The sequence below is a fragment of the Corallococcus macrosporus DSM 14697 genome (assembly GCF_002305895.1).
GTDB lineage: Bacteria > Myxococcota > Myxococcia > Myxococcales > Myxococcaceae > Myxococcus > Myxococcus macrosporus.
In genome coordinates, this window is record NZ_CP022203.1 from 7,647,089 (window position 1) to 7,670,764 (window position 23,676).

General features: G+C 70.9%; 17 protein-coding genes and 2 pseudogenes. 9 read left to right on the forward strand and 10 right to left on the reverse strand.

Translation table 11 applies throughout. The features are described from left to right. Positions 1 to 13 precede the first annotated feature (13 nt). The 3 genes from MYMAC_RS30905 to MYMAC_RS30915 form a co-directional block, all read right to left on the reverse strand. Positions 14 to 361, reverse strand: a complete 348-nt coding sequence (locus tag MYMAC_RS30905) for a hypothetical protein (RefSeq protein ID WP_239989115.1) — start codon at positions 359 to 361, stop codon at positions 14 to 16. A 119-nt stretch (positions 362 to 480) separates the two neighbouring features. Further along, a complete protein-coding gene (locus tag MYMAC_RS30910; protein WP_095960675.1) occupies positions 481 to 1,317 on the reverse strand; it encodes an NlpC/P60 family protein in 837 nt (278 codons plus the stop codon). Between the two features lie 47 nt (positions 1,318 to 1,364). After that, complete coding sequence (locus MYMAC_RS30915; RefSeq protein WP_239989116.1) at positions 1,365 to 6,515, reverse strand: hypothetical protein; 5,151 nt, start codon at positions 6,513 to 6,515, stop codon at positions 1,365 to 1,367. Between the two features lie 1,600 nt (positions 6,516 to 8,115). Here MYMAC_RS30915 and MYMAC_RS30920 point away from each other — a divergent pair. Beyond that, positions 8,116 to 8,610, forward strand: a complete 495-nt coding sequence (locus MYMAC_RS30920; protein WP_013937945.1) for a GNAT family N-acetyltransferase — start codon at positions 8,116 to 8,118, stop codon at positions 8,608 to 8,610. A 266-nt stretch (positions 8,611 to 8,876) separates the two neighbouring features. Continuing rightward, positions 8,877 to 8,960 (forward strand): annotated as a pseudogene (locus MYMAC_RS38755) (hypothetical protein); the annotation flags it as partial. Between the two features lie 9 nt (positions 8,961 to 8,969). On the opposite strand, the pseudogene MYMAC_RS30930 reads toward MYMAC_RS38755, so the two are convergent. Then, positions 8,970 to 9,763, reverse strand: a pseudogene (locus tag MYMAC_RS30930) (serine/threonine-protein kinase); the annotation flags it as partial. Between the two features lie 363 nt (positions 9,764 to 10,126). On the opposite strand from MYMAC_RS30930, the gene MYMAC_RS30935 reads away from it, so the two are divergent. The 3 genes from MYMAC_RS30935 to MYMAC_RS30945 all read left to right on the forward strand — a co-directional run bounded on the left by MYMAC_RS30935 (position 10,127) and on the right by MYMAC_RS30945 (position 12,850). After that, entirely contained in the window at positions 10,127 to 11,695 is a 1,569-nt protein-coding gene (locus MYMAC_RS30935) for a LamG-like jellyroll fold domain-containing protein (protein WP_239989117.1), read from the forward strand. A gap of 200 nt (positions 11,696 to 11,895) precedes the next feature. Beyond that, positions 11,896 to 12,102, forward strand: coding sequence for a hypothetical protein (locus MYMAC_RS30940; protein ID WP_095960677.1), 207 nt, complete (start codon positions 11,896 to 11,898; stop codon positions 12,100 to 12,102). Beyond that, a complete protein-coding gene (locus MYMAC_RS30945; RefSeq protein WP_095960678.1) occupies positions 12,080 to 12,850 on the forward strand; it encodes an endonuclease III domain-containing protein in 771 nt (256 codons plus the stop codon). Before MYMAC_RS30940 ends, MYMAC_RS30945 begins: the two co-directional genes overlap by 23 nt. A gap of 2 nt (positions 12,851 to 12,852) precedes the next feature. On the opposite strand, the gene MYMAC_RS30950 is transcribed toward MYMAC_RS30945, so the two are convergent. Next, complete coding sequence (locus tag MYMAC_RS30950; RefSeq protein WP_095960679.1) at positions 12,853 to 14,130, reverse strand: phospholipase D-like domain-containing protein; 1,278 nt, start codon at positions 14,128 to 14,130, stop codon at positions 12,853 to 12,855. 142 nt (positions 14,131 to 14,272) lie between these two features. Between MYMAC_RS30950 and MYMAC_RS30955 the strand changes: the two genes are divergently transcribed. Together MYMAC_RS30955 and MYMAC_RS30960 are read left to right on the forward strand one after the other, a co-directional pair. Continuing rightward, positions 14,273 to 16,606: an acyl-CoA dehydrogenase family protein gene (locus MYMAC_RS30955; RefSeq protein ID WP_095960680.1), complete on the forward strand. Its 2,334-nt coding sequence runs from the start codon at positions 14,273 to 14,275 to the stop codon at positions 16,604 to 16,606. 63 nt (positions 16,607 to 16,669) lie between these two features. Next, positions 16,670 to 17,182, forward strand: a complete 513-nt coding sequence (locus tag MYMAC_RS30960) for an ester cyclase (protein WP_095960681.1) — start codon at positions 16,670 to 16,672, stop codon at positions 17,180 to 17,182. Between the two features lie 3 nt (positions 17,183 to 17,185). Here the strand turns inward: MYMAC_RS30960 and MYMAC_RS30965 are convergent, their stop codons facing one another. Continuing rightward, complete coding sequence (locus MYMAC_RS30965) at positions 17,186 to 17,812, reverse strand: hypothetical protein (protein ID WP_013937936.1); 627 nt, start codon at positions 17,810 to 17,812, stop codon at positions 17,186 to 17,188. Between the two features lie 146 nt (positions 17,813 to 17,958). On the opposite strand from MYMAC_RS30965, the gene MYMAC_RS30970 reads away from it, so the two are divergent. After that, positions 17,959 to 19,395, forward strand: coding sequence for a M48 family metalloprotease (locus MYMAC_RS30970; protein ID WP_095960682.1), 1,437 nt, complete (start codon positions 17,959 to 17,961; stop codon positions 19,393 to 19,395). Between the two features lie 40 nt (positions 19,396 to 19,435). On the opposite strand, the gene MYMAC_RS30975 is transcribed toward MYMAC_RS30970, so the two are convergent. Next, positions 19,436 to 20,275 (reverse strand): hypothetical protein, encoded by an 840-nt coding sequence (locus MYMAC_RS30975; RefSeq protein WP_238540016.1) that lies wholly within the window; start codon positions 20,273 to 20,275, stop codon positions 19,436 to 19,438. Between the two features lie 132 nt (positions 20,276 to 20,407). Between MYMAC_RS30975 and MYMAC_RS30980 the strand changes: the two genes are divergently transcribed. Further along, on the forward strand, positions 20,408 to 20,863 hold the full coding sequence (locus MYMAC_RS30980; RefSeq protein WP_095961747.1) for a DUF3293 domain-containing protein: 456 nt from the start codon (positions 20,408 to 20,410) through the stop codon (positions 20,861 to 20,863). Between the two features lie 138 nt (positions 20,864 to 21,001). Here MYMAC_RS30980 and MYMAC_RS30985 read toward each other — a convergent pair whose 3' ends face one another. The 3 genes from MYMAC_RS30985 to fumC form a co-directional block, all read right to left on the reverse strand. Further along, positions 21,002 to 21,421 (reverse strand): hypothetical protein, encoded by a 420-nt coding sequence (locus MYMAC_RS30985; RefSeq protein WP_013937932.1) that lies wholly within the window; start codon positions 21,419 to 21,421, stop codon positions 21,002 to 21,004. Between the two features lie 132 nt (positions 21,422 to 21,553). Beyond that, positions 21,554 to 22,165: an ATP-dependent Clp endopeptidase proteolytic subunit ClpP gene (gene clpP, locus MYMAC_RS30990; RefSeq protein ID WP_013937931.1), complete on the reverse strand. Its 612-nt coding sequence runs from the start codon at positions 22,163 to 22,165 to the stop codon at positions 21,554 to 21,556. Positions 22,166 to 22,272: 107 nt separating this feature from the next. Continuing rightward, the gene (gene fumC / locus MYMAC_RS30995; RefSeq protein WP_095960683.1) at positions 22,273 to 23,673 is read right to left on the reverse strand and encodes a class II fumarate hydratase; all 1,401 of its coding nucleotides are present in this window, start codon (positions 23,671 to 23,673) and stop codon (positions 22,273 to 22,275) included. Positions 23,674 to 23,676: the final 3 nt, after the last annotated feature.

Here is a 23,676-nt window from a genome sequence, read left to right on the forward strand (position 1 = left end):
CGCGCCCGCCGGCTCAGTCATCCCGCCGCGCGTGCCCCTTCTTCTTGCCGTGCCCGCGCCCGCGCCGGTCGTCGTCATCGTCCCAGTCATGACGGCGGGCCTTCACCTTCTCGTCCGCCCGCAAGAGCCTGCGCGAGTACGCATCGAAGTCCAGGTGCAGGTGGCCCCTCGCCCCGCGAGCGAAGGCGTGGAACTTCACCCGCCACACGTCCCGCCCCTTGCGGTCCGCGTCCTTCAGGCGGCACTCGTAGCCACGCGAGCGGCACTGGCTGAAGCCCAGGTTCACCGCTTCCTTGTACGTCATCGCCACCGGACGCTGCGGCGGTGGCGGTGGACGCCGCGGAGGCGAGCGGGTGTGCATGACACAACCCGAAGCGAGCATCAGGCAGCCAAGAACAAGGGCGAGTCGCATGCCACCCATGACGCATCAGCGCGCCGCATCTTCAAAGCCACGCGGGGTGTGGGCCAATTACTGGAAAGTTACAGCCCCTCCGGCGAAGCGAAGGCCGCGAACAGCTCTCCCGTGAGATAGGCCCGCGAGCCCTTCGCGGCGGGGCGGAGGTAGTCATTGACCACCGGCCCGCCCTGCTCCAGTTGGTGCCTCGACGGGAAGGACAGGTTCAACCTGCCACGCGCCACGCCCTTGCCGCCACGGTGGATGAAGGTGACGGTGCCATGCGCATCCACCCCCTCCACCACGCCGATGTGGGTCATCCCGTCATTGCGGCGGCCGTCGCGGTTGCGGTCATACGTCTCCCGGAAGAAGACGAGGTCGCCAGGGCGCGGCGACTGGTGGTGGACGGAGCCGACCTCCACCGCGCGACGGAAGATGGCGGAGACGGCGTTCTCTCCCGCGCGGAAGCCGTGCGCCACCAGGTCGATACCGGCGGAGTGGTACGCCAGGCGCACGAAGCCGGAGCAATCATCCGGAACGCCGCGGCTGACTCGGCGCAGGCTCCGCATGCCCACGAGCTGGAGGGAGCGCTGGACGATGGAGCGCGACATCCGAGTGGGCGTGAGCACCACGTCCCAGAACCGGCCCGTGGTGCTGGCGGGCCCCGTCACCTGCTCGGCCGCTCGCAGCGTCGCCTCCAGCACGCCCGCGCTCACCCAGTGCGTGGGTGACGCCGGGTCGGCCCCCCGCTCCACCGTCGTCACCGGCACCGACGCCGCGAGTCCTCCTGGCGCGGACACCGTCACCTCCTCCGAGGCGGCGACGGGCTCCGGAGGGCGCGGCTTCACGGTGGCACACCCCACGAGCACGCAGAAGGGGAAGACGGCCAGGAATGGAAGGCGGAGCGACATGAGGGGCCGCATTCAAGACCACCTCCCAGGCCCTCCGCCAAGAACTCCCGGTGTCAGCCTCAGCCCTCCCAGGTCGCGAGCAACGCGCGCACCCGTGCATACCTCTGCATCAACGTGGCGCGGTGAGCACTGAGCAGCACCATGGTGCCGATGACGAGCAGGCCCAGCATGAACAACGACGCGGCGGCGACGCGGTGGTCCCGCATGCCGAAGCGCACCAGGTTGGCCGCGATGCACGTCACCAGGAAGCCGGTGCCCAGGTACACGTAGGAGCGGATGCGCAGGGCGATGCCGCAGACCACCCCCACCACGCAGAGCAGCACGCAGAGCAGCATGGAGCGCCCATCGCTGAACATGAGCGGCCTCCACGCGGCGGCGATGTAGATGCCCGTGACGGCCAGCGCGCGCAACTGCGTGTAGATTTCCGGAGCGAGCGCCTCGCGGAACACGCGCAGCAGCGCGAGCAGGGACAGCCCCGCGGGGATGATGAAGTACACCAACTCCCCCTCTCCGCTCGCCCGCCAGCCCATGAACAGGGCGGCGTTGAAGGCGACCGCGGAGACCAGCGACGGCAGGCCCCGGCGGTCAGGCTGCGCGCCAAGCGCGGCGAAGTGCGCGGCGTGCCCCACCAGCAGCGCCGCCATGTGGGCCGGCTCGCCCCAGGGCGCGGAGAGCAGGCCCGTCAGTGGGAAGAGGTAGGCCCCCGACAACATCGGCCCGCGGAGACTCGCCAGGCCCGCGCCTTCTCGCTGCGCGAAGAAGTAGAGGCCAGTGAACAGCGCGCCACCCACCAGGGCCGCCAGGCTGTCGCCAGGCCCCGGGAGCGCGCCCATGCCCAGCACCCGCACGCCGAGGTAGCCCAGCGCGAGCACCCCCTGCGCCAGGTAGCCGGACGCGGACTCCCGGGACTTCACGGCACGACGCACCAGCGCGAAGAACAGCACGCCCAGCGCCACGCTCGACACCACGCCCTCGCGGAGCGCGTCGGCGGAGGCCCCGATGAGCGGCAAGCCCAGCAGGACCTCGGTGAGCGCGACGAGCGCGAAGCTGTGCCCCACCTCCCGGCGCAGCGACTCGCGGGCCACGAAGAGCACCAGCGTGGCGAGCAGCGCGCTGGCCGCGCCGAAGTACGGCAGGATGAACTCCGCGCCCCGGCCACTGGAGTACACGGCCCCCAGGTGCATCAGCCAGCCGTGCACGGCGGCCAGCGTGGCCAGCCACCCCACCAGCTCGCGGGAGCGGCGCCGCAGCACCACGCCCCAGGCGGCGCCCAGCGCGAAGAGGATGCTCAGCGGCGTCCCCACATGCTCCAGGTCCCGGATGCCCGCGAGCGCCAGCAGCGCCAACACCCAACCCCCATGGTGCAGCGCCGCGCCCACGTGGAGGCCCCGGGCATCCAGCCACAGGCCGCCGCAACACAGCACGAGCCCCACCCCACTCACGACGGCGGGCGCCCACGGCAGCGGAACCGCGGCGCCCAGCGACACGCCCAGCAGCGCGGTGGCGACCCAGGCGAATCCGCGCTCGCGCGTCACCATGAGCACGCAAGCCGTCAGTCCCATCCCCAGCGCCATCGGAAGCGGCAAGGTGCCCGGTCCCGACAGGAGCAGCCACTCCAACTGCAGCAGCCCCAGGGCGCTGGCGCTCCCCAGCCACAGCGGCTCGCTCCACGGTCCGTCCAGCTCAGGCAACACCTTCGCGAGGCGCTGACGGAGCGCGGTTTGAATCCGCTCGGGCTGGCACACCGCCGCCAGCGACGCGGCGCCGAGCAGCACCAGGACGCACCACAGCCGGGCCTCCTCGTTCGGAGGCAGGATGCCTGCGACGCCGTCCAGGCCCAGCGCCGCGAGCGCCAGCGCCCACACGGCGGGGATGAGCCACATCCGCTGCGACAGCAGGAACGCGGCCAGCACCAGCACGCCGCTCATCATCGCCAGACGGACCGGCGTGAAGTCCTCCACCAGGGCGAACGCGGAGAGGAGCATCGCCAGGCTGACAGCCGTGGGCCGCAGCGCCGGGTCCTCCGGGCTCAGGAAGAAGCGCCACACCTGGGCCGGCCGCCAGTGCTCCACGATGGCCAGGGCGAGCACCAGCAGGATGACGACAGGGCGAACGGCCGGGAAGGCCATGAGCAGCAGCGCGGATGCACCCACTCGCAAGAAGGGACGAGGCCCGGGCATCAGCGCCAGCGAGCCCGCCACGCAGCACGGTCCCAGCGGCGAGGACTCCGCGCGCAGCACGAAGGCCACCACCGGAAATGCCACCAGGGCCAGCCAGCCCTGCATCCACGTGGACACGGCGCGCCGAGGCGCCTCCTCTCGCGAGCCCAGCAGCCCTTCCGCCACCCCGGGAAGATGCGCCACCGCACGGGCGAGCCCCAGCGCCAGCAACGGCAGGGCCACCGCCCACCCCGGCGGCGCATCGAACCCGACCAGCCCGAACGGCACCGCTCCCCCCATCAGCCGCAGGCCACCCAGCGCGAGGGCGCCGAAGGTATAGGGAATCGCCAGGGGCGCGAAGAAGGGCCGGTGGGTGGCCCGCGTCCACAGCAGCGGCAGCGCGACGGTGCCCACGACCACTGGCGGCAGCGCCCGGTGCTTCCATTCCAGGATGGCCAGCATCAGCACCGCCATGGACGCCAGCGTCGACACCCACGCGAAGCGGCGCTCGACCGCGCACACCCGCCGCACCGCGGGAGCGGCCTCGAGCACCGCCAGGATGGCGAGCACCACGGCAAGTCCCAGGAGCGCCTCGGGGCCCACGCGCAGGAAGGCCATGGCGGCATGGACCGCGGCCACCGCGACGCTCACCCACGAGGGCAACGCGCGCACGGTGAGCAGCGCCGCGAGCGCCGCGCCCAGCATCAAGAAGGTGTGTCCTCCCGAGTCGTACGCCGCCAGGGTGTACAGCGGGAACACCAGCGCCACGGCGCCCGCGACGCCGGTGTTGGCACTGCGGCCCCACCGCGCGGCGGCGAGCGACGCCCCCAGGGCCCAACAGACGAACATCGTCATGGACAGGCCGGGCGTCATCCACCCACCCCAGGGCGCGAAGAAGCCCGGGTCGTCCCGCACCAGCACGAGCGCGGCCAGGACGATGCCGAGCGGGCGGACTCGCGGCAGGGCCCTGGATGCCACCGCGACCGCGCTGGCCGCGATGAGAATCACCCCGGCCAGGCCGGGCACCTCGCCGAGCGCGCCTCGAAGCACCGCGAGCACCGCGTAGCCAACGGCGGGACCTCCCAGCCACCGCCACAGCCCGCCTCGCGTGCCCAGGGACGCGAGCGCGAACGCGGCCGCGGACATCGCCAGCGCGACCGAGGCGGTGGAGAACTCTCCGACCAGCCGAGGGAGGACCGACACGGCGAGCACGGAGGCCACCGCCATGAGCGACGCGCGCTGAAGCGCCCAGGCCACCCCCATCGCGGCGGCGCCACACAAGGCCACCCCCACCACGGACACGGCGCCGCCACGGCTGACCATGCCCAGGAGGAACCCCGTCACCGACAGCACGCCCGCGACCACGCCCAGCAGCCAGCGTGTGCGCTCGGTGGACAACGTCCCCACCAGGGCGAGCCCCAGCGCCACCGCCCCCGCGACGATGGACGCCGCGGGCGCCCCCAGCAGCGACCAGGCGTGGAACGGCAGGAGCACCATCAGGGCCGCGCCCATGACCGACAGGAAGAAGCGCTCCACCAGCAGGCCCACCACCAGGCAGAGCAGGGCCAGCGCCAGCACGCTCCAGAAGGCGGGCCGCGCGTCCGGCCCCGTCATCCCCACGAAGACGAAGAGGGGGCTCGCCACCGCGGTGGCACGGAACAGCACCTCCGCCAGGGCTCGCTCGCGGGCCCCGCCCGTGCGCTCTCCACGCCACAGACACGCGACGCCCAGCACCGCGCCCGCGAAGAGGTACGGGAGCGCGGAGAGCGCGCCGAACTGCACTGGAAGCGCGTCCGAGACCTCGTACCCCAGCCGCGCCTTGAGCGCGTCGATGACGCGCTTCACCGGTCCCGGAATGAGCTGGGAGAAGGACGCGTAGGCGAAGTACGTGCTCGCGTACGCCGCGTAGACCCACGGCATGCGCGCGATACCGCCCCGCGCCAACGACAGCAGCGCTCCGGAGGCGACCGCGGCGGTGAGGAAGAACGCGGGCGGCGGAGCCAGGGCGGCCGCCGCCAGACAGAGCGCCTGGAGTGACACCACGACAATGGAGAGCGCGTCCGCGCCACGCTCGGGCGGCAGGACGCGGAAGCGCAGCGACGTGGTGAGCAGGAAAGCGGCGAAGGGCGCGTACGTGCCCACGGAGAGGTCCACACCGGCCCCTTCCAGGGCGACATGGAGGCGCACGAAGTCGAGCGCCAGCAGGTAGAGCGGAGCCCCCAGCGCGAAGACGAGCGTGGTTCCCTGTCGCGCCCGCGGTGCGGGCCGCGAGGACAGGAGGAAGAAGAGCGCACACGGCAGGACGTGGAGCCCCAGCGCGAAGACACCCGCATTCGCTGCGAGCGGCGCCAGCCCCATCACCAGGGTGCTGGCCACGAGCGAAGCCTGGACGATGGGGCGGGAGGTCGCGTCGAAGTGCTCCGTGGGCTTCCGGGCGAGGAAGGCCGACACACCTGCCCAGGCCAGCAGCAAGGGAATGAGCAGCAAGGTGCCGACGCCGCCCAGTTGAAGCGCCTCGCCCAGGCCCATGGGCCCCAGGGCGATGCCCGCCAGCGGAGCCACCGCCGAGCCGATGAGCCCCAGGATGTTCCCGGCGCTGCGCAGGGACTCACGCCGCGCGAGATACGCGCCCCAGATGGAGAAGCCCGCCGAGTAGCCCGCCGTCAGGCCGAACACGGTGAGTGAGCGGACGTTGGAGGACATCCCCGCCCAGCTCTCGAACACGAAGTAGAGGGTGCCCGACAGGATGAGGAAGGCCCCTACGAACCACATGATGCTCTCGTAGAGGAAGGGCCTCCACACGCGGTTCCAGGTGGAGGTCGCCTCGGCGAAGCGGGCGAACGCGCCTTCCGAGGGCGGCGGCTCCGCGTACGGCTCCGCGGGGTTCGGGGGCAACTCCGCATGAGCCTCGGCGCGCCAGTCCCCCTTGGCTCCCGGGCTGACCGCGTGGAACGGAACGTCCATTCCGCCAGCAGGCATGCCGGTGCCAGCAGCCCCCTCGGGCGTCGGGCTGGCCGCGTGGAACGGAACGTCCATTCCGTCGGCAGGCACGCCCGAGCCGCTCCCCCCAGACGTCGGGCTGGTCGCCTGGAACGGAACGTCCATTCCGCCAGCGGGTGCACCGGAGCCGACACCCTCGGACGCCGGGGCAGCCGCGTGGAACGGAACGTCCATTCCACCAGCGGGTGCACCGGAACCGACACCCTCGGACGCCGGGGCAGCCGCGTGGAACGGAACGTCCATTCCACCAGCGGGTGCGCCGGAGCCGACACCCTCGGACGCCGGGGCAGCCGCGTGGAACGGAACGTCCATTCCACCAGCGGGTGCACCGGAACCGACACCCTCGGACGCCGGGGCAGCCGCGTGGAACGGAACGTCCATTCCACCAGCGGGTGCACCGGAGCCGACACCCTCGGACGCCGGGGCAGCCGCGTGGAACGGAACGTCCATTCCACCAGCGGGTGCGCCGGAGCCGGCCGTCCTCCTGAACCTCGGGCTGGCCGCGCGGAATGGAACGTCCGTTCCACCGCAGGACACGCCGGAACTGGTGCCCCCCTCGGACGCTCGGGAGGCCGAATGGAACGGAACGCCCGTTCCACCAACGGGCATGTCGGTGCTGGTCTCCCCCTCGGACGCTCGGGAGGCCGAATGGAACGGAACGTCCATTCCACCGCCGGGCATGCCGGAACTGGTGCCCCCCTCGGGCGCTCGGGAGGCCGAATGGAACGGAACGCCCGTTCCACCAACGGGCATGTCGGTGCTGGTCTCCCCCTCGGACGCACGGGAGGCCGAATGGAACGGAACGTCCATTCCGCCAGCGGGTGCGCCGGAGCTGGTGCCCCCCTCGGACGCACGGGCGGCCGCGTGGAATGGAACGTCCATTCCGCCAGCGGGCGCGCCGAAACCCGCGGTCTCCTGGCTTGGCGCTGCGATGTCAGACTGCTCCTGCGTCGCTTGTGCTTGTGCCACCACCTCCAGGGGCTTCGGCGCCCTCCGCGCGACCAGCGACAGGTCCTCCGTCGCCCCATCCGGTTGAACAACAATTACCTCACGCACCGACACACGGGGCGCGACGTCCTCCTTCCGCTCCGTGTCGAACACCCGTGAAGGCACCGCCGCTGCTTCGGCCCGAGCCGACGCGCCAGCGCGCTCGTCCCCCATCCGCGGCGTCACCACCGCGTGCACCGGCCCACCGGCTGGCAACTCCGTGAGGACCGCCAGCAGGATGCGCGTCTGCCGTTCGTACCGCTCCGAGATGAAGCGCCGGACGTTGGGAGGAACCTCGGAAGGCTCCCACCGTGTCAGCTCATCGAGCAGGAATTGAACATGCGTGAGTTCCGCTTCGATGGCCTCGCGCGGACGCTCCGTCATCCGTGCGCCGCACAGCGCACACCAGAAGTCCTTGCCACGCCGCTCTTCACGGCAGTCCGGGCAGTACATGTCCCCCCTCGTTACAACGAGCATGCCACCTCGCCCGCCCCTCGGAACAGGCACAGCACGGAAGCACGGCGGCGAGCACAGGTGCGCCGAGCTGCCTCCCACCCGTGACACCTGTGCATCCGGCTGCACAAGCCGTGCGTGCGCGGGGACGCACCCGACGTCCGCCATCCCGCCGCTGGTCCTCCTGGCCCGGCTGTGAAACGTTGCGCGCATGAGCACGGAAGAACTGACGCTGCGGCGCATTGAATCGCGGGACGACGCGGCGGTGGCCGGCATCATCCAAACGGTGATGCCGGAGTTCGGCGCGGACGGCCCCGGCTTCGCCATCCACGACCCCGAGGTGTCGGCGATGACCGCCGCCTACAGCCGCCCCCGGCATGCGTACTTCGTCGTGGAGCGGGCGGGACGCGTCATCGGCGGCGGTGGAATCGCCCCGTTGGAAGGTGGAGACGCGGGCGTCTGCGAATTGCGGAAGATGTACTTCCTCCCGGAGGCCCGGGGCCTCGGCCTGGGCGAGCGCCTGCTGCGCCGCTGCCTGGAGTTCGCGCGCGAAGCGGGCTTCCAGCGCTGCTACCTGGAGACGCTGGCCGGAATGCAGCAGGCCCAGAAGCTCTACCGCCGCATGGGCTTCGAGCCGCTGTGCGCGCCCATGGGGAACACGGGCCACTTCGGCTGCGACCACTGGTACGCCCGGGATTTATCATAGACGTGGATGTCCACGCGGATGGCTTCGCGTCCGCAGGCGATGCCCAGCGTCAGGTGCGCCCACGTGGTGGCCATGCTCCAAGGCATCCGGGGCCAATCCTTGCCCAACCTGCGAGACAGACTGACGAGAAGCGCTGTCGAAAGCCTCCTGGGCGCTCGGCTGCCAAGCCCCCGGGAGAGGAGTCCCGCTGGAGTTCTCCAGGCGGACGGGGGGCGCTGCTGCACCTGGCCCCTCCACCCGAATCGAACGCACCATCCTCCCTGGGAATGGAGGGCGAAAGCCCCGCCATCGGTGCCCTGCGCCGGCACATCGAGCGCATCGCCGACCTGGATGTGCCCGACCTCATCCGGGGCGAAACCGGACCTGGCAAGGAACTGGTCGCCCAGGAAACGCTCCAGGTCCTCCGCCAATGCACGCGCCGAGTCGTAACGGGTGTCGAGTTCCTTCTCCAGACACGTGAGGGCAATGGCCTCCAGGTCCGCCGGGCGTCCCGGAGAAAGCAGGCGCGGCGCGCGCGGCTCCTCGGTGGTGGTGCTGTTGAGCACTTCCAGGCCATTGGCCTCAGGGCGGGCGGCCTCCCCGGTGAGGAGGAAGCAGGGGGTGGCCCCCAGGCTGTAGACATCCGCGCGGCGGTCGAGCCCGCTCACCTCTCCGCGAGCCTGTTCCGGGGCATGTCGTGCGGCGTCCCCAAGACTGCGCCGCTGGCCGTGACGGACTCGTCCCATTCACGCGCAAGCCCGAAGTCCATCACAGAAGGCCTGGGAGTCCCGTCGTCGGAGGACTCCACCATGATGTTGGGAGGCTTGATGTCCCGGTGGATGAGCCTGACGCGGTGGGCCGCACGAACACCCTGAGCAGCCTCGCGCATGAGCGACTGGCCTTCGCAGTACTGCATGGCAATGAAGACCTTCCCCCCGGCGTGCCCCACCCCATATACCTTGCAGACGCGCTCGTGCTTCACCTTGGCCTGGGCACGGGCCTCGGGAACGGAGCGGCGGTCATGCGATTCCGAAATCCGGCCCCGTTCCTGACGCAACTTCAGCGGGCTTCGTCTCAGGCGTCGCGCATCCTGAAGCAGGTCCGCCGCCTCCTCCCGGGACAGGAACCCCTCGTCAATCGCGAGCCAGAGTTCCATCTCATCGTCACGATTCATCGATAAGCTTATCAAGGAGAGTGGCGCACAAAGCCAGCGGCTGTCTCAGTTGAAGGGCCCCGCGCTCCCCGGTCGTTCCTATATCACGAGGCCTCTTCTCAGAAGAGACACGGGGTCCGCTTCCGTCCAAGGCGTGCTCGCGACATGTCGTCGGCATGTCGCCGACATGTCGAGACATCCCCTGGGGCACAATCACCCTACCAACGCGTGCGATGGCGGAAAGGCGCTACGCCCCGTGAGAGCAGGGTGAGCAGTCCAATTCGGAAGCAAAGCTCGAATGGGCACGAGAGGTGCAAACACAGACTCGCGCTGGATGATTCCACCCAGCATTGTCGCTCCCTCGCCCCTCTTCAGGTGAAAGCCATGAGAACCCTGTCCGAATCCAGCTCGCGAAACTCCAAACCACGCGGAGGGTGGAACGCACTCCACCAGTCCACGAAGGTCTCCGCCCTGTTGGCGGGAGTCCTCGGGCTGGTGGGGTGCGCGCCCGAGCAGCAAGTCCCGCTCGAGGAAGACGCATCGAGCAGTTCAAGTGCGAGCCTGAGGCTGGGCGGCTCGAGCCTCCTCCACCGCTACAGCTTCACCGCCGGAGGGACTGACTCGGTGAGCGCGGCGCACGCCACGCTCGAGGGAGGTGCCACGACCGCCAATGGCTCGGTGCTCCTGAGCGGAGCGGGGGCCTATGTGAACCTGCCCATCACCGGAACCCTCGCCAGCCTCCACGATGCGACCTTCGAGGCGTGGGTGACGTGGGATTCCGCCTCGGGGCAGATGTGGGCGCGCATCTTCGACTTCAACGATGGCGATTTGGTCAAGTCCCTGTTTCTCACTCCGAGCAATGGCCGCTTCGACTCGGGGCCGAAGACGCATACGCCACGCTTCGGCATCACCACCCAGGCCATCAGTGGAGAGGAGCAGGCCACCAGTGCGGCCATGTTCCCAACGGGCGCGCTCACGCACGTCGCCGTGACCATGGACAGCATCGCGCGGGTCAACCGCCTGTACATCAACGGCATGCAGGTGGCGCAGACCGCCACCCCGACCGCGCTCACTCCGGCGAGCCTGGGCACGCTCGCGAATGCGTGGTTGGGTCGTTCCGCCTATTTCGCGGATCCATTCTTCAAGGGCTCCATCTCCGAGTTCCGCGTTCACGGCGCCGCGCTGTCACCGAATGACGTCACCGGCAGCTACCAGGCCGGCCCCGATGCGGTGTTCACTCCGAGCGTGGAGTACGCGGTCATCGACGGGCGAACGGACGTCGCGGGCATGGCGGCGGACACCACGAGCGTCTACTGGGTCGAGAAGCGAGCCAGCGGCCAGGTGATGAAGGCGTCGCTCACCACGGGGAGAGCACAGGTCCTCGCCTCCAACCGCGACAACCCCGGCGCAGTGACGACGGATGCCACGTCTGTCTACTGGGTCGAGAACGGCACGGCCCTCTTCAAGATGCCCGTCAATGGCGGGAGCATCACCCTCCTGGCCTCGGGGCTCTCGGGGATTGGCCAGCTCGTCACGGATGGCGCGGAACTCTTCTGGACCCAGGGAGGCTCCATCGTCCACATGCCGGTCCAGGGCGGCACGCCCGCCATTCTCTATACGACGGCCCTGGCGGGCCCCCTCGCAGTGGATGGCCATCATCTCTACTGGATGGAGCCGGACGGCACCGTCGTGAAGGCAGCCAGGCCCGGCGGCCCTGCTGCATACCTCTGGGGTGCGTCGAACGCCACCACGGGCATCGCCAGCGACGGAACGGACCTCTTCATCGCGGAGAACAGTAGTCCCTACGACATCCTCCGGGTCCCGGTAGGAGGAGCCCAGTCGGTGCCAACGTTTTCCGTCAGGTACGGCAGCATCACGAGCCTTGCCGTGGGGCCCAACCGCGTCGCCTGGTTCGACCCCAGCCTCGGTGTGATTCTCGCCAAGGACAAGTAGGGCACGCCGCCCCAGGGCCGCCGGGGGGAGGGCAGGTGAAGCCCGCGGCCTTGGACAGGACGTGAACACGGGCATGCCCGGAAGTTGCCGGGGCCGTTCGGCAGACATAGCCGGACGGCCCCCTGCCCTGTCAGCGGCCCCTGGAGCGGCTCAGGGCCGCGCCGCGCCCGCGTCACCACCTTGGAAGCAGGAGGCGAACCATGACGCGGAAGCAGGACGAGGACAGGCGGAAGAGGGACGCCCGGGATGAGCCGGAGCGCCAGCCCCGGAAGGCGGACTCCGGCGACGTGTCGGAGCAGGGCCGCGAGCGACGGGACGACACGGACGTCTACCCCGCGGGCCGGGGGGCGGGCGACTTCGGCACCCACGGTGGCCCCAACAAACATGGCGCGAAGAACGGCGCCTAGCCGGCGAGCGCCGCGGGCGGAGAGTCCGCGGACGGCGCGCGCACCCAAGGGGCCGGGCCGCGTCGTCGAACCACCGGCCCAGCCGGGCAAGGCCCCTTTCGACATCGACCCGGTGCTCGGCCGCATCCGCGAGGCGGTGCGCCACTTCGCGGACGCCGCGATGTTCGCGCTCGCGGCCCGGGGGCATGACAGCCTCTTCGAGCAGCTCGTCGCCTGCATCCTCTCCATCCGCACGCGGGACGAAGTCAGCCTGCCCGCCTCGCTCGCCCTGCTCCAGCGCGCCGCCACGCCGGAGGCCCTGGCGCGCCTGTCGCCAGAGGACATCGACACCATCATCCAGCCCGTCACCTTCCATGAAGCGAAGGCGTGGCAGCTCCACGCCATCGCCACGCGGACGCGGGACGAATTCGGCGGCGAGCTGCCCTGTGACGCCCAGGTGCTCCAGTCCTTCAAGGGCGTGGGCCCCAAGTGCGCGCACCTGGCGCTGGGCATCGCCTGCGGGCATGAAGCCATCAGCGTGGACATCCACGTCCACCGGGTGACGAACCGCTGGGGCTACGTGCGGGCGCGCACGCCGGAGGCCACCCTGGAGGCGCTGGAGGCCGTGCTCCCGCGCGCGTACTGGGTGGAGCTCAACCGCCTGCTGGTGCCCTTCGGCAAGCACGTCTGCACGGGCACGCGGCCCAGGTGCTCCACGTGCCCGGTGCTCCGCTTCTGCCGTCAGGTCGGCGTGACGGACGCGCGCTGACGCTACCGGTCCTGCCCCATGAGCTGCGTCGCCCGCCGGGCCAGCCGCCGCCAGGGGTTGGTGCGGCCTCCATTCTCCAGCGTGATTTCCTTCGAGTGCCGCAGGTCCCTGGCCCAGCACCGCGCCAGCTTGCGGACGAAGGACGCGTCGTGGATGACCAGCGAGCCCTCCTTCAGCTTGTTGAGCGACAGCGAGTCCATGTTGGTGGAGCCCACCACCGCGAGCCAGTCGTCCACGAGCAGCGTCTTGGAATGCATCATCGACGGCTGGTACTCCCAGATGCGCGCGCCCGCGGCGAGCAGCCGCTCATACGTGGAGCGCTGGGACGCCCGCATGATGGGCACGTCATGGTTGGGCCCGGGCCCCAGGATGCGAATCTCCACGCCCTGACGGCACTTCTCCTCCAGTTGCTCCAGAATCGAATTGGGCGGAGAGAAGTACGCGTTGGCAATCCAGATGCGCTCGCGCGCCGCGGCAATCACGATGCGAATCATGCGCTCCGCGTCGGTGAGGCCCAGCTTGCCCGCGCTGTCGATGAAGCCCGCGGCGCAGGGGCCGGAGTCCTCCAGGTCCTCGGGGAACGCGCTCGGCGGAATCAACCCGCCCCCCGCCTCCTGCCAGTGCCGGGAGAACGACAACTGCATGCGGCGCACCTCGGGGCCCTCGACGCGGATGTGCGTGTCGCGCCACTCGTCGGGCTTCAGGCCGTCCCCTTCCCATACCCGCCAGATGCCGAAGCCGCCCGTGTACCCGATGCGCCCGTCGACAATCACGAGCTTCTGGTGGCTGCGCCCCAGCAGACGGCCCAGCACCTTGCCCGCCAGGAGCCGGTAGTAGTGGACCTCCACCCCGGCCTCGGTGAGCACCTGCTCCACCTTCTGGTCGAAGTCCCGGTCGCCGCGAATCTCCTCGCTGCCCACCGGGTCCACCACCACGCGGCAGGCCACGCCGGCCCGCGCGCGCTCCACCAGCGCCTCCACCACGCGGTCCGACAGCTCACAGGGCCGCCAGATGTACACGAGGATGTGGACGCTGCTGCGCGCGGCGCGGATGTCCTCCAGCATGCGCTCGAAGACGGCGCTGTTCTCCAGCAACTCCAGCGAGTGTCCGGGAATCAGCCCCACGCCGGTGGACTGGTACAGCGCGAACGAGAAGGCGTCCGGCCCGGGCGGCAACGCGAAGGGCCCTTGCATCTCATGGCGCGCGCGCTCCGCGCTGCCCGAGTAGCCCAGCGCCCCGGGCTTGGGAATCAGCTCCTCCAGCTCCTGCATTTCATCCATACGGGCAAGCTAGGGATGCCCCCCTCCGCCTGGAATGGCGCGCCTGCCCGCCTGCCTCGAGCGAGCCCGCACGCTTCCCGTTGCCGCGGAGCGCCATGCTGGCCACACTGCGCCCGTCCTTTCGCATCCAGGAGCGCCGACCATGGTGGATGACACCCGACCGACAGCCCACGAGCTGCTGTCCCTTCCTCGACTCGCTCCGCTCGTGCCCATGCTGTACGTGGCCTGGACGGACGGAGAGCTCACGTCGGACGAGCTCCGCGCCATGGGCTCCGCCGCCCGCGCGCAGCCCTGGTTGGATTTGCGCTCCAACACCGTGCTCGCGCGCTGGTTGGACCCGCTGATGCCGCCCAGCCCCGGCGAGCTGGCCCAGGTGCGCGAGCACATCCGCCGCACCGCGGAGCGCCTGTCACACAGCGGACACAAGAACCTGGCCGAGCTGGGCGCGCAGCTCGCCCAGGTGGGCAACGGCGACGAGGGACTCCCCGCGCCCATGCCGGAGCTGACGCGCGCCCTGTCGCAACTGGAGGCGGCCCTGGGCGTGTCCGGCAGCGAGGCGGTGCGCTCGCTCGTCCCGGCCGCGTCCCCCACCCGCTTCGAGCAGCGCGAGCCCACGTCCTTCGACCCCGTGGCGCTGCGCGCCGTGCTGGACCGGACCTACCCGGAGACGCGCGCCCAGGTGCGCCAGTGGCTGGCGGACCCGGCCTACCGCTACACGGACACCCGCGACACCGCGAAGTACCGGGACCAGGTGCTCGCCTGGCTCAAGGCCCTGGCCGACCAGGGCCTGGGCCGCATCGCCTTCCCCCAGGACAACGAGACGGGCTCGGACCTGGGCGCCTTCATCACCGCCTTCGAGACGCTGGCCTATTTCGACCTGAGCCTCGTCGTCAAAGCCGGCGTCCACTTCGGCCTCTTCGGCGCCAGCATCCTCTTCCTCGGCACCCAGAAGCACCACCAGCAGTACCTGCCCCGGGTGGCCTCGCTGGAGCTGCCCGGCTGCTTCGCCATGAGCGAGCTGGGCCACGGCTCCAACGTCCGGGACGTGGAGACGGTGGCCCGCTACGACGCGGAGACCGGCGAGTTCGTGGTGCAAACGCCCTCGGAGACGGCGCGCAAGGAGTGGATTGGCAACGCCGCGCGGCACGGGCGCATCGCCACCGTGTTCGCCCAGTTGGAGGTCGGCGGCCAGGCGCTGGGCGTCCACGCGCTGCTGGTGCCGCTGCGCGACGAGGCCGGGCGCGTGCTGCCCGGCATCCGAATCGAGGACTGCGGCGAGAAGATGGGCCTCAACGGCGTGGACAACGGCCGCATCTGGTTCGACCACGTCCGCGTCCCCCGGGAGAACCTGCTGGACCGCTTCGGCCAGGTGAACGCGCGGGGCGAGTACACCAGCGCCATCACCGGCGACTCCAAGCGCTTCTTCACCATGCTGGGCACGCTGGTGGCGGGCCGGGTGAGCGTGGCCTCCGCGGCGCTGAGCGCCGCCAAGAGCGGCCTCACCATCGCCGTGCGCTACGGCGACCTGCGGCGCCAGTTCGGCCCCGCGGGTGACAAGGAGTTCCGCCTGCTGGACCACCAGGCCCACCAGCGGCGCCTGCTCAAGCCCCTGGCCAAGACGTACGCCATGGACTTCGCGCTCGAGCACCTCGTGGAGCGCTACGTGAAGCGCACCGAGGACGACGCGCGCGAGGTGGAGGCGCTGGCGGCCGGCCTCAAGGCCTACAGCACCTGGCACACCACCGCCGTCCTCCAGGAGGCGCGCGAGGCGTGCGGCGGCCAGGGCTACCTCGAGGCCAACCGGCTGGCGGCGCTGAAGGCGGACACGGACGTGTTCACCACCTTCGAGGGCGACAACACGGTGCTGATGCAACTGGTCGCCAAGGGCCTGCTCACCGGCTACAAGCAGCGCTTCGAGGACGACCGCGTCTTCGCCGTGCTGAAGCTGCTGACGGACCGCGCCACCAGCATGATGGACCGCAACCCCTTCGCCGCCCGGCGCACCGACAGCGACCACCTGCGCGACAACGACTACCACCTGCGCGCGCTGCGCTTCCGCGAGGAGGAGCTGCTGGCCACCGTGTCCAGGCGCATCCGCAAGCGCCTGAGCGCGGGCGTGGAGGCCTTCGAGGCCTTCAACCAGGTCCAGGTCCATCTGCTGGAGCTGGCCCACGCCCACGTGGAGCGGCTGGCGCTGGAGCAGTTCCTCGCGGGCGTGGCCGAGGTGAAGGAGCCCGGCCTGAAGACGGTGCTGGGGCGCCTGTGCGACCTCTACGGCCTGTCCTGCCTGGAGGCCGCCAGCGGCTGGTTCCAGGAGCACGGGTGGCTGGAGGGCACCAAGGCGAAGGCCATCCGCAAGGAGGTGACGCGGCTGTGCGCCGAGCTGCGCCCGGACGCGGTGGCGCTGGTGGACGCGTTTGGAGTACCGGACACCTGCCTCGCCGCGCCCATCGGCCTGGGCCACCTGTCGCCCTGAGGTGAACGTTTGGGCCAGGCAGGCACTGTACGCCTGCCTGCCCATGCGCAGCTTCCGGGTGCCATGACACGACACGTGACGATTCTGCTGTGTGCCCTCGGGTGGCTGTCTGGCTGCGCCACGATGTCCCCCGTGGAGCGCGCGGCCGCCGAGGAGGCCCGGAACAAGCAGCGCGTGCAGCAGCTCACCGAGGAGCTGTACAACCTGCGCAAGCTGGACCGCATCCCGGAGTTCATCGCCGAGGACTTCGTGGACCGCTCCCAGGGCGCGCCCCTCAACGCGGTGGGGCCCGCCTTCATCCGTCAGCAGGCGGAGGCCAGCTTCCAGCGCTTCCCCGAGCTGAAGTTCGACGTCCTCCACCTGGTGGCGGACGGAGACCTGGTGCTCGTGCACTGGAAGGCCACCGGGCCGGACCCCCAGCACGTGGACGACGCCGGCGAGCCCCGGCCCCTCCTGCTGCAAGGGCACTCCCTGTACCGGCTGCGCGACGGCAAGGTGGTGGAGTCCTGGGACATCACCGACCGCCTGTCGCCGTTGCTGCAGCGCGGCTACAAGGTGGTGCCGCCCACCCTGTAGTGCTCAGCCGCCAGGCGCGCGGAACACCGTGCCGTCCTGGCCTTCCACCACCAGGCTGGCGTCATCCGACGGCGACACCCGGAGCGCCGCGCGCGGCAGCCCCTTGCGGTCCCTGAGCACCAGGCCGGGCGAGCCATGCTCGTCCGCGCCCAGGATGGCCCGGGGCCGCCCGTCCCCGTCGGACAGCTCCAGCCGCGACGAGCCGTCCACCTGGAGGCCCACCGCGAACAACTCCCCGCCGCCGGGCTTGGACAGCGTCAGGCGCGGCGCCGCGTCCGAGTACACCATCAGCTCCGCCAGGGACTGGCCCTCCGCCGTGGAGAAGCGCAGCCGGGGCGAGCCGTCCTCGCCCACGCCCAGCAGCGCCCGGGGCCGGCCTTCACCATCCCGCAGCACCAGGCCCGCGTTGCCCTGCGCGTCGGTGTCCAGCGTGGCCCGCGTCTGGCCGCGCGCGTCCGTCAGCACCCACCGGGAGGCCACCAGCGTCCCGGAGGACGGCGCATCGCCCCGCAGCGCCGCCACGCCCAGCCCCAGCCCCGCCAACGCGAGCGCGGCGAACGACACCCCCCGCCACCGCCGGCAACTGCGCTCCAGCCGCGCCAGCCGTGCCTCAAGCGACTCCGAATCCATTCGAACGCCTCCTCGCGAAGAGAAGCTAACGGAACGGGGGCCGCCGCGCGCGCCCGACTGTCCAGCAGTGACGGCCCGCTCACGCCCACCGTGGCTCCTCGGCCACCGCGGCCCTACCTCGCATCCACCACTACCAGGAAGGCCCCATGACTTCACGACTCCGGCTGCCGCTGATACTGGCCCTGCTCTCGCTGACGACCTGCGTGCGCAACCCCGCCACCGGCAAGCGCATGCTGTCGCTCGTCTCCCAGGATGACGAGATTGCCCTGGGCAAGCAGAGCGCGGAGGAGGTGCGCGGGTCCATTGGCCTCATCCAGGAGCCCCAGGTGCAGGAGTACGTCGCCCGGGTGGGCCTGCCCATGGCGAAGGCCTCCGAACGCCCGGAGCTGCCCTGGACGATTCAGGCCGTGGATGACCCGGTGGTGAACGCCTTCGCCCTCCCCGGGGGCCCCGTCTTCGTGACGCGCGGGCTGCTCACCGCCCTCAACTCCGAGGCGGAGCTGGCCTCCGTGCTGGGGCACGAAATCGCCCACATCACCGCGCGGCACTCCGTGGAGCAGCTCTCCCAGGCGCAGCTCGCCCAGGCGGGCCTGCTGCTGGGCAGCGTGCTCAGCGAGGACGTGGCCCGCTTCGGGGGCCTGGCCGCCGCGGGCCTCCAGCTCCTGTTCCTCAAGTACGGCCGCGACGACGAGCGCCAGGCGGACGAGCTGGGCTTCAAGTACATGTTGAACGCCGGCTACGACGTGCGCCAGGCCGCGGACGTCTTCGCCACCCTGGACCGCGTGGGCAAGGCCGCGGGCGGGCAGAGCCTCCCCGCGTGGCTGTCCACCCACCCCGACCCGGGGGACCGCGTGGAGGCCGCGAAGGAGCGCGCCGCGAAGGCCAACGTGGACCTCAGCCAGCTCAAGGACGGCCGCGAGGCGTACCTCGCCATGCTCCAGGGCATGGCCTACGGAAATGACCCGCGCCAGGGCTTCTTCCAGGGCAACGTCTTCATGCACCCGGGCCTGCGCTTCCAGCTCACCTTCCCGCAGGGGTGGAAGACGGCGAACCAGCCGCAGCAGGTGGCCGGCATCAGCCCCCAGGAGGACGCCATCGTCGGCCTGGTGCCCACCGGCAACATCGCCCCACAGGAGGCGATGCAGCGCTTCCTCGCGCAGGAAGGCATCCAGCCGGTGAGCGCGGCCCCCGCGGGCTTCCCGCAGGGCGCCACCTTCTTCCAGGCGCAGACGGAGCAGGGCGCCATCGCGGGCGTCACCGCCTTCGTGTCCCAGGGTGGCACCACGCTCCAGCTCCTGGGCTACACCGGCGCGCAGCAGCTTGGCGCCTACGAGGACGCCTTCCGCGCCGTCTTCTCCAGCTTCGGCGAGCTGACGGATGCCTCGGCGCTGGCCGTGCAGCCCGCGCGGATTGAGCTGGCGAAGGTGCCGTCCCCCATGACGCTGCAGCAGTTCAACGAGCAGAACCCGTCCACCATCTCCGTGGAGGAGCTGGCCCTCATCAACGGCGTACAGCCCGGGGACACCCTGCCCGCGGGCCGGACGGTGAAGCGCGTCACGGGGGGCGTGCGGTCCACGCCCTGAGCCGCGCTCCGGCGCGCCTCGCCGGAGCACGGGACGCCCCTCAGGAGTCGATGTCGCTGTCGCCACGCTCCGGCGCGCGGTAGCTGTCCTCGCTCCGGTCCTGGCGGCGGTCCGTCTCCTCCACGTAGTCGGTGGGGATGATGTCGGGACCGCGGCGGACGGGGCGGCCCGCACCGAACAGGAAGCCCAGCTTGAACTGAGCGAAGCCCCCGTTGAAGCCCGCGATGGCCTCCGAGTCGGTGCTGGTGGAGTTCACCTCGCCCACGACGGGGAAGGAGATGCCCACCTCGGGCATCAGGCGGAACCCCTCCGTCACGCGGAGCGCGTAGCCCACCGAGGCGCCGACGCTGAGGATGTTGACGGCGGCGCCGTCATTGCCCACGTTGCCGGCGACGCGCGTCCAGATGGCGCGAGGCCCCAGCACCAGCTCCGAGCCGCCCTTCGTCTTGAAGCCCACCAGCAGCGGGACGGCGACGTTCAGGTAGCTCGACGAAGCGTCCTCGCCGTCCTCCGACGTCCCCGTGCCGATGGACGCGCCCGAGATGGACGGCGCCAGGGAGATGGCCTTCACCGGGTCATTCGGCTGGGTCAGCAGGAACTTGCTCTGCAACTCCGCCAGCGAGGACCCCAGCCGGACGCCCAGGTCCACGCGCTCCGACACGCCGTAGCGAACCGCCAGGTCGAAGTGGGGCACGTACCCCGAGGCCTCCACGCCCTCATCCCCACCCAGGACCGCCGCGCCCATGACCCCCGGCTCGATACCCACCTGGAAGCGCCCCGCCCCCAAGGTGTCCGCCGTCTGGACGTGGCTCACCGACGCGCAGCCCGTCCCCAGAATCCCAATCAACGCAGATACAGCAGCAACAGAACGACGAAACATGTTCCCCTCCAATGCCTTTCATTCCGCTCCGGAACGCGGCGAGGCATGGACGACGAACGGAATCGAACATTCACACTGAATCGTTCGAAACCCGATTTTCCCCGGCGGGCACGCGCGAGCATCATGCGGCGCATGAGCCACCACGAACGCGAGCGGTTGGCGAAGGCCTACACGGCGACGCGCTACGTCATCCGGCCCCATCCCAGCACGGGAGGTGTCGAGCAGATTCTGCGGGCGGGCGCCCTGCACCCGGCGCTGGACGCAACGCTTGCGGCGCGCGGCCACCGCGAGTGGGCCTTCCTGACGGCGTGGAATCCCGGCTCGCAGTGGCGGAGCGAGGAGGAGAACCGCCGCGCCCAGGAGCGGCTGGAGGCGCAGCTCGTCGCGGGGGGCTGGGTGGTGGCGCCCGCCCTGGGCCAGGCGGAGGATGGGGGTTGGTGCGAGCCGAGCCTCTTCGTCCCGGGCCTCCCGCGCGAGGAGGCCGCGCGCTTCGGCCGCGCCTACGGGCAGGTGGCGGTGCTCGTGGGGCGCGCGAGCGCCCACGCGGAGCTGCTGTTCTGCGAGGAGGCCCACGCTCCGGCGCCGTGACGCCCCGCCCTTCAAACGGCGCGGCGGCCGCTCATGCGGGCGGCGAGCGCGGGCCCCGTGAGCGCACGGCCCGAGCCAGGGCTTCCACCGCGCTGGGGGCGCCCAGGTCAGGGCCGCGAGCGAGGGACTCCTCGCCGCTCAGGGAATGGGCCCCCGGGGCTGACCGGCCGCCGGCACGGGGCCGCTGCCGCCCACCGCCCCGTCCCCTGTGTTCTCCGGGATGACCTCAATCTCGCGGGCATTGACCACCCGGCGCGCCAGCTCGTCGAACTCGACCTCCAGGATGCGGCCCGGCTGGTCCGCGAGCCCGAACCGGATGCGCCAGAAGTTGGGGCGAATCTCCACCGCCTCTCCAGCTTCGGCGAGCACCAGCGCGTTGTTGCGGGCGTATTCCTCGCCGGCCTGCACGACGTCCCGGGCGCCCAGCTCCGTCTGCACGGCGGCCGAGCTGGGGGGCGCGGGGGGACGGCCGGTGGGGCCCGTCGCGCAGGCCATGGAGGCCAGGATGGCGCCGGGCAAGAGGAACCGCGGGACGATGCGAAGTCGGATCGGCGTCATATGCCCATGTTGAGCACGCTTCGTGCCACATGCAGGCAAGGGAGCCGGAAATCGTCCTGCGCTGAACCTGCGTCCGGCGCGGCGCCCGCGTGGCGCCACGCCGCCCCGCACGGAGACGGGGCGGGAAGGCCCCTACTTCGCCGGCGTGGGCGACGGGGCGATGGCGCGCTGCTTCTCCACCACCTCGTCGATGAGGCCGTACTGCCGGGCATCCTCGGCGCTCATGAAGTAGTCGCGCTCGGTGTCCTTCTCGATGCGCTCGATGGTGTGCCCCGTGTGCTTCACGATGAGGCCGTTGATGTAGCTGCGCAGCCGGAGGATTTCCTTGGCCTGGATGTCGATGTCCGTGGCCTGGCCCTGCGCGCCGCCCAGCGGCTGGTGAATCATGATGCGGCTGTTGGGCAGGGCGTAGCGCTTGCCCTTCGCGCCGGCCAGCAGCAGCAGCGCGCCCATGGAGGCCGCCTGCCCCACGCAGATGGTGGACACCGGACACTTCACGTACTGCATGGTGTCGTAGATGGCCAGGCCCGCCGTCACCGAGCCACCGGGCGAGTTGATGTAGAGGTTGATGCCCTTGTCCGGGTCCTCCGACTCCAGGAAGAGGAGCTGGGCGACGATGATGTTGGCCACGTCGTCATTGACGGGCGTGCCCAGCATGATGATGCGGTCCTTGAGGAGCCGGCTGTACAGGTCGTACGCCCGCTCGCCGCGGTGCGTGGTCTCGATGACGAAGGGGACGTTCATGACGCCCCTACCCTAATCGCCCTCGCGCCGCCGCGCCCGCCCCTTCTTCCCGGAGCGTGCGCTGCCCCACGCTTCGCCGCCACCGCCTCCCTGCTCCCCAGGGGGGCCTACCCCTCGTGGCCCGTCATGTCCTCCGGGCGGACCCACTGGTCGAACTGCTCGGGCGTCACCAGGCCCAGCGCCACGGCCGTCTCCTTGAGCGTCGTGCCGTCCCGGTGGGCCGTCTTGGCGATTTTCGCCGCGTTGTCGTAGCCGATGTGGGGGTTGAGCGCCGTGACGAGCATCAGGCTGCGCTCCAGGTTCTCCTGGATGCGGGCCCGGTTGGGTTCAATCCCCACCGCGCAGTGCAGGCGGAAGCTGCGCATGCCGTCCGCCAGCAGCCGGCAGCTCTGGAGCACGTTGTGGGCGATGAGCGGCTTGAAGACGTTGAGCTGGAAGTTGCCGGACGCCCCGCCCACGCTCACGGCGACGTCGTTGCCCATCACCTGGGCGCACAGCATGGTGAGCGCCTCGCTCTGGGTGGGGTTCACCTTGCCCGGCATGATGGAGCTGCCCGGCTCGTTCTCCGGGATGAGGATTTCCGCCAGCCCCGAGCGCGGCCCCGAGGACAGCCAGCGCACGTCGTTGGCCACCTTGAAGAGCACCACCGCCAGCCCCTTGAGCGCCCCGTGCGCCTGCACCAGCGCGTCGTTGGCGGCCAGCGCCTCGAACTTGTTGGGCGCGGTGACGAAGGGGTGGCCGGTGAGCCGGGCCAGCGCCTCCGCCACGCGCTCGGCGTAGCCCCTGGGCGCGTTGAGGCCGGTGCCCACCGCCGTGCCGCCCAGGGCCAGCTCCGAAAGGTGCGGCAGGGTGCGCTCCAGGTGGGCCTTCGCGTGGTCCAACTGGGCCACGAAGCCGCTGAGCTCCTGCCCCAGCGTCAGGGGCGTGGCGTCCTGGAGGTGGGTGCGGCCCACCTTCACCACGTCGTGGAAGGCGCGGGCCTTGTCCGCGAACACGTCGCGCAGCGCCTTCAGCTCCGGGAGGACGTGCCCGGTGATGGCGGCCACGGCGGCCACGCTCATCGCGGTGGGGAAGACGTCGTTGGAGCTCTGCCCCTTGTTGACGTCGTCGTTGGCGTGGACCTTGCGGCCCTCGCCGCGCTCGCCGCCCAGGAGCTCCGAGGCGCGGTTGGCCAGCACCTCGTTCGTGTTCATGTTCGTCTGCGTCCCGCTGCCCGTCTGCCAGACGCTCAGGGGGAACTCCGCGTCGTGCTGGCCCGCCAGCACCTCGTCCGCGGCCCGGATGATGGCCTCCCCCTTCTCCCTGGGCAGCGAGCCGTTCTCCACATTCACCGTCGCGGCGGCCTTCTTCACCAGCACCAGGGCGCGGATGAGGGCCAGCGGCATGCGCTCGGTGGAGATGGCGAAGTTCTGGAGGCTGCGCTGCGTCTGGGCGCCCCACAGCCGGTCGGCGGGGACGTCGATGGGGCCGAAGGTGTCTTTCTCGGTGCGAACGTTCTTCGTGCTCACGCG